The sequence below is a fragment of the Modestobacter sp. SYSU DS0875 genome, from assembly GCF_054050915.1.
On sequence record NZ_JBJHAH010000023.1, the window covers coordinates 30,410 to 43,569 of the forward strand.

At 75.7% G+C, this 13,160-nt stretch carries 10 protein-coding genes; 5 read left to right on the forward strand and 5 right to left on the reverse strand.

All coding sequences use genetic code 11. The features are described from left to right. Positions 1 to 12: 12 nt before the first annotated feature. Both ACI79Y_RS14265 and ACI79Y_RS14270 read right to left on the reverse strand, forming a co-directional pair. Positions 13 to 2,829 (reverse strand): diguanylate cyclase domain-containing protein, encoded by a 2,817-nt coding sequence (locus tag ACI79Y_RS14265; protein ID WP_457159111.1) that lies wholly within the window; start codon positions 2,827 to 2,829, stop codon positions 13 to 15. Beyond that, the gene (locus ACI79Y_RS14270; RefSeq protein WP_457159112.1) at positions 2,826 to 4,625 is read right to left on the reverse strand and encodes a diguanylate cyclase; all 1,800 of its coding nucleotides are present in this window, start codon (positions 4,623 to 4,625) and stop codon (positions 2,826 to 2,828) included. Before ACI79Y_RS14270 ends, ACI79Y_RS14265 begins: the two co-directional genes overlap by 4 nt. Positions 4,626 to 4,738: 113 nt before the next feature. On the opposite strand from ACI79Y_RS14270, the gene pheA reads away from it, so the two are divergent. Next, complete coding sequence (gene pheA / locus ACI79Y_RS14275) at positions 4,739 to 5,701, forward strand: prephenate dehydratase (RefSeq protein ID WP_457159113.1); 963 nt, start codon at positions 4,739 to 4,741, stop codon at positions 5,699 to 5,701. Positions 5,702 to 5,877: 176 nt separating this feature from the next. On the opposite strand, the gene ACI79Y_RS14280 is transcribed toward pheA, so the two are convergent. The 3 genes from ACI79Y_RS14280 to ACI79Y_RS14290 all read right to left on the reverse strand — a co-directional run bounded on the left by ACI79Y_RS14280 (position 5,878) and on the right by ACI79Y_RS14290 (position 8,083). After that, a complete protein-coding gene (locus ACI79Y_RS14280) occupies positions 5,878 to 6,216 on the reverse strand; it encodes a GroES family chaperonin (protein ID WP_457079335.1) in 339 nt (112 codons plus the stop codon). An 86-nt stretch (positions 6,217 to 6,302) separates the two neighbouring features. Further along, positions 6,303 to 6,650 carry a metallopeptidase family protein gene (locus tag ACI79Y_RS14285; RefSeq protein ID WP_457159114.1) on the reverse strand — a complete coding sequence of 116 codons (348 nt, stop codon included), beginning with the start codon at positions 6,648 to 6,650 and terminating at the stop codon, positions 6,303 to 6,305. Then, entirely contained in the window at positions 6,650 to 8,083 is a 1,434-nt protein-coding gene (locus tag ACI79Y_RS14290) for a GuaB1 family IMP dehydrogenase-related protein (protein ID WP_457159115.1), read from the reverse strand. Before ACI79Y_RS14290 ends, ACI79Y_RS14285 begins: the two co-directional genes overlap by 1 nt. 124 nt (positions 8,084 to 8,207) lie before the next feature. Here ACI79Y_RS14290 and serS point away from each other — a divergent pair, with 124 nt between their 5' ends. The 4 genes from serS to ACI79Y_RS14310 all read left to right on the forward strand — a co-directional run bounded on the left by serS (position 8,208) and on the right by ACI79Y_RS14310 (position 13,051). Beyond that, positions 8,208 to 9,509: a serine--tRNA ligase gene (gene serS, locus ACI79Y_RS14295; RefSeq protein WP_457159116.1), complete on the forward strand. Its 1,302-nt coding sequence runs from the start codon at positions 8,208 to 8,210 to the stop codon at positions 9,507 to 9,509. A 26-nt stretch (positions 9,510 to 9,535) separates the two neighbouring features. Beyond that, the gene (locus tag ACI79Y_RS14300; RefSeq protein WP_457159117.1) at positions 9,536 to 10,459 is read left to right on the forward strand and encodes an HAD family hydrolase; all 924 of its coding nucleotides are present in this window, start codon (positions 9,536 to 9,538) and stop codon (positions 10,457 to 10,459) included. After that, complete coding sequence (locus tag ACI79Y_RS14305; RefSeq protein ID WP_457159118.1) at positions 10,452 to 11,261, forward strand: HAD family hydrolase; 810 nt, start codon at positions 10,452 to 10,454, stop codon at positions 11,259 to 11,261. Before ACI79Y_RS14300 ends, ACI79Y_RS14305 begins: the two co-directional genes overlap by 8 nt. 158 nt (positions 11,262 to 11,419) lie before the next feature. After that, complete coding sequence (locus ACI79Y_RS14310; protein WP_457159119.1) at positions 11,420 to 13,051, forward strand: methyl-accepting chemotaxis protein; 1,632 nt, start codon at positions 11,420 to 11,422, stop codon at positions 13,049 to 13,051. Positions 13,052 to 13,160: the final 109 nt, after the last annotated feature.

Consider the following 13,160-nt stretch of genomic DNA (forward strand, 5'->3'; position numbering starts at 1 on the left):
GTGCCCGAGGGATCACCGCTGGGCGGTGCGGCGGGCGATGCGGGCGGCGAAGACGCCGGCGGACCAGCCGTTGTCGATGTTGCTCACCACGACGCCGGGCGCCGCGGAGTTCAGCATGGTCAGCAGCGCGCTGAACCCGCCGAAGGTGTTCGCCTGCCCGGCCGAGGTGGGGACGGCGACCACCGGCACCTCGGTGAGGCCGCTGACCACGCTGGCCAGCGCCGCGTCCAGGCCGGCGACGACGACCAGGCAGTCGACGTCGTTCAGCAGGGACGGGTCGGCCAGCAGCGGGCGGATCCGGTTGCCGCCGACGTCCTCGACCCGGACGACCTCGGCGCCGGTGACCCGGGCGACGAACGCGGCCTCGGCGGCGATCGGGGTGTCGCCGCTGCTGGCGCAGAGCACGGCGATCCGGCCGACGGCCTCGGGCACCGGGCCGACGGCGGCGGCCATCGCCACGCCGTCCATCGTCGTGTACGCGTCGTGCTCGCTGGCCAGCGCGACGAGGGTCTCGGCACTGGCCCGGACCACCACGGCCGGGTGGTCGGGGTGGTCGCGGCGGGCCTCGCGGACCAGCGCCAGCACCTGCTCGGTGCTGCGGCCGGTGGCCCAGATGACGTCGGGTCCGAACGGGGCGACCACCTCGCGGGCGGCCGCCGGGGCCGGGGTGGGCGCGGGAGCCGGGGCGGGCTCGGGATCGGCCGGCTGTTCGGTGCGCGGCCGCCGGGCCGCGGGGGCCGAGCCGAAGAGCTCGTCCAACGGGCTGCGCGGGCGCGTCGGCTGCACCGGCGGGTCCATCAGCAGGGACGCGAAGCCGTTGAGGTCGCTCTCCGGCTGGTCGTCGGTGGGGCGGTCGGCCAGCGGGGAGGTGCTCACGTCGCCGACGATAAGCGCCACGTCGGCCGAGCCCGGGACCTCGCCGGAGGCCGTGCCGGGCGCCGTCACACCGGCCCCATCGGCCCCGTCCGGAGCCCGGGTCTGGGTCACCCCCGACAGCCGGACGACGCGGTCGCGGCCGGCCCGCTTGGCGTCGTAGAGGACGCCGTCGGCCGCGGCGAACAAGGTGCGGCGGTCGTCGCCGCGGGCGGCCTGGGCGATGCCCACGCTGATCGTGACCGGCCCCTCGACGCCGAGCGCCGACCAGTCGTGGGTGGCGATCGAGCGGCGGATCCGCTCCATCGCCCGCTCCGCCTGCTCGGCCGTGGTCTCCGGCAGCAGGATGACGAACTCGTCGCCGGCCCAGCGGCACACCTCGTCGGTGTCGCGGCAGCCGTCGACCAGCAGCTGGCCGACCGCCCGCAGCACCGCGTCGCCCCCGGGATGGCCGGCGGCGTCGTTGATCGCCTTGAACCGGTCGATGTCGACCACCGCGAGCGCCGGGGCGGCGCCGGAGGTGAGCAGCCCGTCGAGCCGGGCCTCGGCGTACCGGCGGTTGGGCAGGTGGGTCAGCGGGTCCTCGTAGGCCTGCCGGCGCAGCTGGCCGGCGGCCCGCTCGGTCTCCAGCAGGCTCTTGCGCCGGCCGAACAGCTCCACCCAGCGGGTGCGCCGCTCGTCGACCCGGTCCAGCTCGTCGGCGAGGTAGGCCTGCAGGTAGGGCAGCGCGCGGGCGGCGTCGTCCAGGTCGGCGTGCAGGGTGCACAGCTCGCGCAGCGCTGCCCGGCGCAGCCGGGCCAGCCCGTGCTCGGTGGCCACGGTCAGCGCGGCGGCCAGGTGGTCGTCGGCGCGGCGCGGCTCGCCGGACCGGCGCAGTGCCCGGCCCAGGCCCAGCTGCGCCGAGGCGAGCAGCGACCGGTCGCCGGCCTGCTCAGCGGCGCTGACGACGGCGCCCAGCAGCGGCAGGGCCGCGGTGTGCTCGCCCAGCCCGACCAGTGCCCAGCCGTGGACCACCTGGGCGTCCAGTACGGCGGGGTCGTCGGCCGGCAGCTCCTCCAGGGCACGCTCGGCCAGCCGGCGGGCCTCGGTGAAGGAGGCGTGTGCGGACTCCAGGCCGCCGTCGTCCAGCACGCCCTCGCCGACCTCGGCGGACAGCGCGGCCAGCCGGGTGGCGGTCTCGCCCACCAGGCCGCGGGCCAGGTCACCGTCGTCCGCGGTGGCCGCCGCGGCGGCGGCCACCTCCGCGGCGCGACGCTGGTAGTCCAGCGCCAGCGGCATCAGCTCCAGGTCGGCGAGCACCCCGGCCAGCGCGCTGAGCGTGTGCACCAGCAGCGGGCCGGGCGGCACGGCCGGGTCCAGCAGGCTGGCCGCCTCCACCGCCTCGTCCATCGCGGCGTCGACCCGGTGGGACAGCAGCTCGATCCGCGCGTGCCGGACCAGCCCGGCGGCCCGCTGCAGGCCGTCGTCCTGGGCGTCGAACGCGGCGCGCGCCGAGCGCACCAGCGCGATCGCCTGCGCGGCCCGCTCGGCGGACTCCGACCGCGTCTCCCGGTCGACCGGCTGGTCGTCGCCGGCGGCGCTGCCCTGCAGGTCCAGCGGCGGTTCCTGCTCGGGCCCGCCGTCGACGAGCGGCTCGCCCAGCAGCGACCAGCCGGCCAGCCGCAGCCGGCGGACCAGCAGTTCCGCGCGCAGCGTGTCGGCCCAGGCCCGGGCCAGCGAGGCCCGGGCCCCGCCCCGCTCGTCGGCCGGCGTGGCGGGCAGCTCGCCCTCGACCTCGGCGAGCAGCCTCTCGGCCTGGTCGAGCTCCCAGTTGGCCAACGCGGAGCTGACCCGCTGGTGCAGGAGTCCGGGCGGCACGAGGGCACTCTGCACGGTGGTCCCGGGCGTGTCACGCACCGGGGTGTCGGCCCGGCGGGCGGTGTCGTCGCCCCGGGAGCCGCTCAGGCGCAGGGTCACGAGACCGCCTCGCCGTCGTCGAACGCCCAGCCGGGCCGGCGGGGCGCGCCGCTGAGCACCTGGGAGACCAGGTCGTCGACCGACGTGGCGGCGGCCGCGGCGCGGGCCGGCGTGGCCGGTGGTTGGTCGCCGCCCGGGGCGCGGACCCGGTTGCGGCCCCCGCGCTTGGCCGCGAAGAGGTTCAGGTCGGCGCAGTCGAACAGCTCCCGCCACGTCCGGGGGCCGGCGGCGCCGGGCGCGGCGGTGCTGGCGACCCCGATGCTGACCGTCAGCGGAGCCGGGACCTCCAACGCGGCCCAGTCGGCGTCGGCGACGGCGCTGCGCAGCCGCTCCATGGCGACCACCGCCTGCGCCTCGTCGGTGTCCGGCAGCAGCACCAGGAACTCGTCGCCGGCCCAGCGGAACACCTCGTCGCCGGTGCGGCTGTGCTCCTCGAGCAGCGTCGCGACCGTGCGCAGCACGGCGTCGCCGTGCAGGTGGGAGTGCTCGTCGTTGAAGGACTTGAAGCCGTCGACGTCGACCACCGCCAGCGAGACCGGCTCCCGGTCGTCGCGCAGCTCGGCCATCCGCTGCTCGGCGCTGCGCCGGTTGCCCAGCCCGGTGAGGGTGTCCTCCATCGCGTGCCGCCGGAGCACCGCCGTCTGCCGCTCGGCCTCCCGCAGCCGGCTGCGCCGGACGAACATCTCCGCCCACAGCTCCCGGCTGCGCAGGTGCGCCCGGCTCGTCTCGGACCGGTAGGCGTCCAGCCAGTGCAGCGCCTCCGCGGTGAGCCCCAGGGCCGCGGTCGCCTGGCCCAGCTCCAGCAGGCACTGGCGGTAGCGGCGCAGGTCACCGGCCGCGGCGAAGGCGCCGGTGGCCGAGACGAGCAGCTGCAGTGACTCCTCGCCCAGGTGCGGGGGCGGGGTGCGGTCGCGTGGCCCGGGACGGGCGGCGGCCTGCCGGGCCAGCAACCGGGCCAGCGCCAGGTCGGCGTAGCCGGCCAGCCAGGGGCCGGCGTCGCCGGCGGCGAGGTGACGCTGGACGCGCCGCAGCGGGGCGAGCGCGGAGTCCAGGTCGCCGGTGAGGGTCAGCGACCAGGCCTGCACCACGTCGAGCAGGTCGACGTCGGCGTCGGTGGGCTCCCAGGCGAGCTCCCGGGCGGTGGTGGCGTGGCGCAGCGCCGCCTCGGCCAGCTCGCGGGACCGGGCCAGGTCGCCCCGCCGCTGCACCGTCTGGGCCAGCTCGACGTGCTGCTGGGCGCACAGCCGCAACAGCTGCCACCGGTCGCCCAGGTCGGGCAGCCGATCGGCCACGCGGGCGCCGCGCCGGGCCTGGCTGACGGCGAGCTCCTCGAGGTCCAGCCGGGTCAGCGCGAGCGAGAGCCAGTGGTGTGCCTGGTGCAGCGCGCGGGGAGGGGTGCCGGACGCGCCGGTCTGCTCGCCGAGCTGGTCGGCCAGCAGGCTCGCGTCGACGGCGAGGTGCAGGGCGGCGTCGTACCGGTCGGCGCTCACCTCCACGTGCGCCAGGTAGGCCAGGGTCAGCGCGCGCTCGGCCGACGCCGGGCAGCGCTCGAGTGCGGCGCGGGCGGCGGCGACGGCGGAGGCGGCCCCGTCGGTGTCGCCGTCCAGCAGGAGGGCGCGGGCGCTGAAGGCGTGCGACCAGGCGCTCCACGAGGGATGCCGGGCGGCGGTGAGCACGATGGCGGCCCGGTCCAGCTCGGCGGTGAAGGCGCGGGCGTCCTCGGCGCTGCTGGCCGCCAGGAGGCGCCAGCGGACCGTGTCGAGCATCGGCTCGAGGGTCTCGGGCGCCGCGGTCACGCGCACCTCCTGTCAACTGTCGGGGGACGTGACGAGCACGTACCCGGCCGGTGACGAGGCAGCTCCCCCCGCGCCGGGACCTGGATCCGGCGCGGCCGCACTACCCTCACCAGATGCCGCGCGCAGACTCCCGCACAGCGCCGACGAGGTTCGCCTATCTCGGACCCGAGGGTACCTTCGCCGAGGCCGCCCTCGCCGTGCTGACCGCCGAGGTCGATCCCCCCGTCGACGTCCACCCCGCGCCCAGCGTCGCCGCCGCGCTCGCCGCGGTGCGCGCCGGGGAACGCGACGCCGCCCTCGTGCCGCTGGAGAACTCGGTGGAGGGCTCGGTGCCGGCCACCATGGACGGGCTGGTCGACGGTGCGCCGCTGGTGATCACCCGGGAGGTGTTCCTGCCGGTGGCCTTCGTGCTGGCCGTGCGCCCCGGCACCGACGCCGCCGCGGTGCGCTCGGTGGCCAGCCACCCGCACGCCCTCGCCCAGTGCCGGGCCCGGGTCGCCGAGCTGGTGCCCGGGGCCGACGTCGTCCCGACCGGGTCGACCGCCGACGCCGCCCGCCGGGTCGCCGCCGGCGAGCACGACGCCGCGGTCTGCGCCGCCATCGCCGCCGAGCGGTACGGGCTGGTGGCGCTCGCCGGCGACGTCGCGGACCACCCGGGCGCCGTGACCCGGTTCGTGCTGGTCGAGCGGCCGGGGCCGCTGCCGGAGCCCACCGGGTCGGACAAGACCACGGTCACCGCCGTCGTCGCCGACCGCACCGGCGCCCTGCTGGACCTGCTGGCCGAGTTCGCCGTGCGGGGGATCAGCCTGACCCGGATCGAGTCCCGCCCCACCCGCGAGGGGCTGGGCGTCTACTCGTTCTCCATCGACTGCGAGGGGCACGTCGCCGACCAGCGGGTGGGCGACGCGCTGGCCGCACTGCACCGGCAGGCCGACGAGGTGCGGTTCCTGGGCTCGTACCCGCGCGCGGACGCGCAGCCCGGGAAGCCGGTGGCGGAGCGGGTCGGCGATGCGGCGTTCGTCGCGGCGGAGGAGTGGCTGGCCCGGGTGCGCGCCGGGTCCGCCGGGCAGGGCTGAGCCGCCGTCCCGGGGCCGTGCACCGACCGTCATGATCACCCAGTGTGCGCGCTCAGGGACGCTCTGCACACCCCTGGTGTCGGACCGTTCCGTCTCGTCGGTTCCGGTGTGCGCACGACGTCACTCCTGCCCCGCTGGACCGACGACGAACGCACAACGGGGCGAGGCGCCCTGCCTCAGAGGTAGAGGCCGGTGTTCTCCTCGATCCGGGCGGCGGCGACGGCGTGCACGTCGCGCTCACGCAGGATGATCAGGTCCTCGCCGTGCACCTCGACCTCGTGCTGGTCCTCGGGGGAGAAGAGCACCTGGTCGCCGACCTTGATCTGCCGCACGTTCGGGCCGATGCCCTTGGCCTCGCCCCACACCAGGCGCTTGGCCACCTGGGCGGTCGCCGGGATCAGGATGCCGCCGGTCGAGCGCCGGTCGCCGTCCTCCTTGCGGAGGGCGACCAGCAGCCGGTCGTGCAGCATCTGGATCGGCAGGCGGGGGGCGGTGCGGTCGGCGTCCTCGGGCACGTCGGGCAACGCTACCCGCCGCCGTCCGCGCGCTTTCTCGCGAGAAAGCCCGCGCGCTTTCTCGCGGGAAAGCGCGCGGGGTCGGGCTACCCCCAGCCGAGGGCGTGGAGGCGTTCCTCCTCGATGCCGAAGTGGTGCGCGATCTCGTGGACGACGGTGACCGTGACCTCGTCGACCACCTGCTCCTCGTCCTCGCAGACGTCGCAGATCGCCACCCGGTAGATCATGATCCGGTCCGGCAGCGCCCCGCCGTAGTCCCAGCCGCGCTCGGTCAGTGCGAAGCCCTCGTAGATGCCGAGCAGGTCCGGCTCCTCGGGGTTCCGGTCCTCCACCAGGACGACGACGTTGTCCAGCAGCGCCATGAGCTCGGCCGGCACCTGGTCCAGCGCGTCGGCGACCAGCTCCTCGAACCGCTCCTGCGGCAGCGCCTCCATCACCAGCTGGTGGGCTGCGGGCGGCCCTCCTCGTAGCCGGCCGCGCTCTGCACGCCCAGCACCGCCCGCTCGTGCAGCTCGTCGACGGTGCGCGCGCCGGCGTAGGTGGCCGAGGAGCGGACGCCGGCCACGATCTGGTCGATGAGGTCCTCGACGCCGGGCCGGGCCGGGTCCAGGTACATCCGGGAGGAGCTGATGCCCTCCTCGAACAGCCCGGCGCGGGCCCGGTCGAAGCCGCTCTGGGTGGCGGTGCGGGCCTTGACCGCCCGCGCCGACGCCATGCCGAAGCTCTCCTTGTAGCGGCGGCCGGTGCCGTCGTCGTACAGGTCGCCGGCGCTCTCGTAGGTGCCGGCGAACCAGGAGCCGATCATCACGTTCGCCGCGCCGGCGGCCAGCGCCAGGGCGATGTCCCGGGGGTGGCGCACCCCGCCGTCGGCCCACACGTGCCTACCCAGCTCCCGCGCCGCGGCCGCGCACTCCTCGACGGCGGAGAACTGCGGGCGGCCGACGCCGGTCATCATCCGGGTGGTGCACATCGCGCCGGGCCCGACGCCGACCTTGACGACGTCCGCGCCGGCCTCGACCAGGTCGCGGGTGCCCTCCGGCGTCACCACGTTGCCGGCCACCACCGGCGTCGTCCCGGCGACGGCGCGGACGGCGCGCACCGCCTCGACCGCCTTCTCCTGGTGGCCGTGGGCGGTGTCGACCACGAGCACGTCGACCCCGTGCGCCAGCAGCGCCTCGGCCTTGCCCGCGACATCACCGTTGATGCCGACGGCGGCGGAGGTGAGCAGCCGGCCGGCGGCGTCGACGGCGGGGGCGTAGATGGCCGAGCGCAGGGCGCCCTTGCGGGTGATCAGGCCGACCAGCTGGTCGCCGTCGAGGACCGGGGCGGCGCTGATCCGCTCGGCGGAGAGCACGTCGAAGACCTTGGGCAGGTCGGTGCCGGCGGGGATGGTCAGCGGCTCGGGGGTCATCACCTCGGACAGCTGGGTGAACCGGTCGACGCCCTGGCAGGCGCCGTCGGTGACCACGCCGACCGGCCGGCCGTCCTGGACCACGACGACGACGCCGTGCGCCCGCTTGCCCATCAGCGACAGCGCCTCGGCGACCGTGGACGTCGGGCCCAGGGTGATCGGGGTGTCGTAGACGGTGTGCCGGGCCTTGACCCAGGAGACGACCTCGCCGACGACGTCGATCGGGATGTCCTGCGGCAGCACTGCCAGGCCGCCGCGGCGGGCCACGGTCTCGGCCATCCGCCGGCCGGAGATCGCCGTCATGTTGGCGACGACGATCGGGATGGTCGTGCCCACCCGGTCGGGGGTGGTCAGGTCGACCTCGAGGCGGGAGCCGACCGTGGAGTGCGCCGGCACCATGAACACGTCGCTGTAGGTGAGGTCGTGGTCCGGGCGGCGGTCGCCGAGGAAGCGCATGGCACCAGTGTCCCGCACCTGGGCCAGGAGGGGTGGCCGTCGGTGGCGCGGGTCGACCCGCGCGGCAGCCGGATCGGGCCCCGGCCGACCGGATCGGGCCGACGGCGCCACCTACCATGCGTCTGTGATCGACCTGCGACTCGTGCGTGAGGACCCCGAGCGGGTCAAGGCCAGCCAGCGCGCCCGGGGCGCCGACGACTCCCTCGTCGACCGGCTGCTGGCCGCCGACGCCGACCGCCGGGCCGCGGTGAAGGCCGCCGACGACCTGCGCGCGGAGCAGAAGGCGGCCTCGCAGGCGGTGAAGAAGGCCACCCCCGAGGAGCGCCCCGCCGTCCTGGAGCGGGCCAAGGCGCTGGCCGCGCAGGTGAAGGAGGCCGAGGAGGCCGAGCGCACCGCGGACGCCGCGCTGACCGAGCTGCACCTGCGCATCCCCAACCTGGTGCACGACGAGGTTCCGCCCGGCGGTGAGGACGACGCGGTGGAGATCCGGGTCGTGGGCGAGGTGCCCAGCTACGACTTCGAGGTGAAGGACCACCTGCAGATCGGGGAGGCGCTCGGCGCCATCGACATGGAACGTGGCGCCAAGGTCTCCGGCGCCCGCTTCTACTTCCTCACCGGCCCCGGCGCGCTGCTGGAGTTCGCGCTGGCCCAGCTGGCCATCACCCGCGCCGTCGCGGCCGGCTTCACCCCGGTCGTCGCCCCTGCCCTGGTCAAGCCGGAGGCGATGGAGGGCACCGGCTTCCTGGGCGAGCACGACGAGGAGGTGTACCGGGTCGAGCGCGACGACCTGTACCTGGTCGGCACCTCCGAGGTCGCCATCGCCGGCATGCACGCGCGTGAGGTGCTCGACCTCTCCGCCGGCCCGAAGCGGTACGCCGGGTGGTCCTCCTGCTTCCGCCGGGAGGCCGGGTCCTACGGCAAGGACACCCGCGGCATCATCCGGGTGCACTGGTTCGACAAGGTCGAGATGTTCAGCTTCTGCGCGCCCGAGGACGCCGCCGCCGAGCACCGCCGGCTGCTGCAGTGGGAGGAGGAGTTCCTCCAGGCCCTCGAGCTCCCGTACCGGGTGGTCGACATCGCCGCCGGCGACCTGGGCACCAGCGCGGCCCGCAAGTTCGACATCGAGGCGTGGTTCCCCTCCCAGGGCACCTATCGGGAGCTGACCAGCACCTCCGACTGCACGACGTTCCAGGCCCGCCGGCTGCAGATCCGGCACCGCGACCCCGACGGGAAGCCGCAGCCCGCGGCGACGCTGAACGGCACGCTGTGCGCGATCGCCCGCACGATCGCCTGCCTGCTCGAGGTGCACCAGCGGGCCGACGGCTCGGTGCACGTGCCCGCGGCGCTGCGCCCGTGGCTGGGTGGCCACGAGGTGCTCACCCCCGGCATGGCGCTGGCTGCGGTCGCCCCCGGCCCCGCCGCGTGAGCGCTGGCCGGCCCGACGGCGGCGGGTTGACCGCACCCGCGGCCGCCGCGGCCGCGGGTGAGGTGGTCGACCTGGGCGACCTGGGCGCCCGCCTGGGGTCGTGGCGGCCCCGGCTGGTGGTCAGCGACCTGGACGGCACCCTCCTGGGTGCGCACGGGGAGGTCAGCCCGCGCACCGCGGCGGCGATCGCCGCCTGCCGGGCCGCCGGCCTGCCGGTGGTCGGCGCGACCGGCCGCGGGCCGCGGCTGCTGGAGAGCGTCCGCGCCGCCCTCGCCGGGCAGGGGATCGCGGTGCTGGCCCAGGGCGGCTACGTCGTCCGGTTCGGGTCGGACGGCGCCCCCGACGAGGTGCTCCGCACGGTCGGCATGCCCCGCGAGGTGGCCACCGAGGTGATCGCGGCGATCGAGGAGGTCGCCGGCGAGCTGATCGTCGCGGTGGAGGACGCCGCCGAGCAGGCCGAGGCGATGCGCCCGCTGCGGGTGCAGCACGGCTTCGACTGGCCCTACCCCGAGCCGGCCCACCTGCTGCCCCGGCACCAGGTGCTGCCCGTGGGGGCGGTGCTCAAGGTGTTCCTGCGCTCCCCCCGCCTGGGGGAGGACCAGCTGGTGGAGCTGGCCCGCCGCGTCGTCGACCCCTCGGTCGCCGAGCTCACCCACGCCGGGCTCGGGTTCATCGAGGTGCTGCCCCCGGGGGTCACCAAGGCCACCGGGCTGCAGGTCGTGCTGGACGCCCTGGGTCTCGGGTTCGGCGACGTCCTCGTCTTCGGCGACATGCCCAACGACCTGCCGATGATCGAGGCGGTCCGGGACGGGGGCGGCCGGGCGGTCGCCGTCGCCAACGCCCACCCGCTGGTCCGCGCCGCCGCCGGCGACCGGACCAGCGGCCACGAGGCCGACGGGGTGGCGCGGTACCTGGAAGCCCTGCTGGAGCTGGAGGGCACCGGTGGCTGACCGGCCGAAGCTGATCGTCAGCGACCTGGACGGCACGCTGCTGCGCAGCGACGAGACGATCAGCGACGCGACGCTGGCCGAGCTGCGCTGGTGGGACGCCGAGGGGGTGCCGCTGGTGCTGGCCACCGGGCGGCCGCCGCGCTGGATGCTCGGGGTGCGCGAGCGGCTGGGCGGGGGGACGGCGATCTGCTGCAACGGCGCCGTGCTGCTCGACCTGACCGGGTTCACCGTGCTGGAGGAGCACCCGGTGCAGCCGGAGGTGCTGCAGGAGGTCACCGCGCAGCTGCGCCGCCGGCAGCCGGACACCTGGTTCGCCGTCGAGTACGGCGACCAGTTCCGGCACGAGCCGATCTACCGGCCGCGCTGGGACAGGGACGCGCCCGGCGTGGCGGTCGCGACCCTGGAGGAGATGGTCGCCCAGCCGGTGGCCAAGCTGCTGGCCCGGCACGAGCGGCTCGGCCGCGACGAGTTCGTGGCGCTGGTCGCCGAGGTGGTGGGGGACACCGCCACGGTGACCACGTCCTCCTCGGACGCGATGGCCGAGATCTCGGCGGCCGGCGTGACGAAGGCGACCGGTCTCGCCCGGCTCGCCGCCGAGCGCGGGCTGACCCCGGCCGACGTCGTCTACTTCGGTGACATGCCCAACGACATCGCCGCCTTCGAGTGGGTGCGGGACGGCGGGGGGCGGGCGGTGGCCATGGCCCACGCGCACCCCGACGTCCTGGCCGTCGCCACCGACGTGACCGTCGCCAACGATGCGGACGGGGTCGCGGCCTTCCTGGCCACGCTGCGCAGCAGCTGAGGCCCGGGCCGCGTCGGCCCCTTCGTGGGAACGATGTCACCCGATCCAGCGGACTTCCTGGTTTCGCATCCGCGCTGTGCTCCAGAACCGGTCGTGCGCTGCCGATCTCCGGCTGACAAGGGCGCCCAGGGTGCGTCCATCCGCAGGAGAGGTACGCCATGACCGACGCTCGGGCCCACCAGGCCACGCCCACCGACCCGGACCGACGTCCGGGTCTCGTCCAGCGCACGGGCCTGCGCGCCCGGCTGCTCGCGGCCTTCCTGCTGGTCGCGCTGGCCACGCTCGCGGTCGGCACGCTCGGCGTGACGCGCATGGGCGAGCTGAGCGACCAGGCCGAGGCGGTCTACGAGGAGGGCGCCGTGCCGCTGCGCGACATCCTGCTGCTGCGCTCCACCTACTGGGAGATGCAGGCGGCGACCTCCCGTGGCATGAGCCCCGGCCTGCCGGCCGACGTCGTCGCCGGCCTCCAGGAGCAGGCGGTCGCGATCCGCGCGACGCTGGACGAGCTCCGGGCCGGGGTGGAGGAGATCACTCTCACCTCCGCCACCGAGAGCGCCTTCCAGGACTTCCAGGCCGCCATCGCGGCCTACGACGACACCAGCGCCCAGATGGCCGAGCTCGGTGCCGCCGGCGGCGACGTCATGACCCTGCTGCCGGGGTTGCAGGAAGCTGAGCTGAACGCGGTCACGGCGCTCAACGAGGCCACCGACGCGCAGATCGCCGCCACCTCGGCGACCGTGCAGGAGGCCCGCGACGCCTACGCCAGCGCACGCACCCTCACGATCATCGGCGTCGTGATCGGCCTCGTGGTCTCGGTCGCGCTGGCTGTCCTGATGGCCCGCAGCGTCACCCGCCCGGTGCAGCGGATCCGCGAGACCCTCGAGCAGGTCGCCGCCGGGGACCTGCGGGTGCGGGCCGGGAACGTCGGCGGTGCCGAGCTGGGCGACGTCGCCCGCTCGCTGGACACCACCCTGGACTCCCTGGGTGGGGTGCTCACGCTGGTGAGCGACTCGGCGTCGCGCCTGGGTGCGGCGTCGCAGCAGCTGACGGCGGGTGCGGCGGCGATGGCCGGCAACGCGCGGACGGCGGCCGGTCAGGCCGACGTCGTCGTCGCCTCCGCCGGTGAGGTGGCCTCCAGCGTGGACACGGTGTCGACGGGCTCGCAGCAGATGGAGGCGGCGATCCGGGAGATCGCGCAGAGCGCGACCGAGGCGGCGCGGGTCGCGGGGCAGGCGGTCGGCGTCGCGGAGAACACGACCCGGACGGTCGGCAAGCTGGGTGACTCGTCGCAGGAGATCGGCAACGTGGTGAAGACGATCACCTCGATCGCGGAGCAGACGAACCTGCTGGCGCTGAACGCCACGATCGAGGCGGCGCGTGCCGGTGAGGCGGGCAAGGGCTTCGCCGTGGTGGCGAACGAGGTGAAGGAGCTGGCGCAGGAGACCGCGCGGGCGACCGAGGACATCGCCCGCCGGGTGCAGGCGATCCAGGGCGACACCGCCGGTGCGGTGGACGCGATCGGGGAGATCTCCACCGTGATCGCGCAGATCAACGACTTCCAGGCGACGATCGCCGCGGCCGTGGAGGAGCAGACCGCCACGACCAACGAGATGAACCGCAACGTGTCCGAGGCGGCGACGTCCTCGCAGAGCATCGCCTCGGCGATCACCGGGCTGGCCGCGGGCACCGCGGAGACCAACCAGCGGGTCGAGGAGGCGCAGCGTTCGGCGGAGGAGCTGTCCCGGATGAGCGACGAGCTGCAGGCCGCGGTCAACCGGTTCACCGTCTGAGCAGCGACCACCTCGCCCCCACCGCGCGCCAGCTCGCGGCCCGGGCCCGGCGAGGTGGCCACAGCAGGGCCTGCCGGGAGCACCCGGCAGGCCCTGCCGTCTTTCGTGT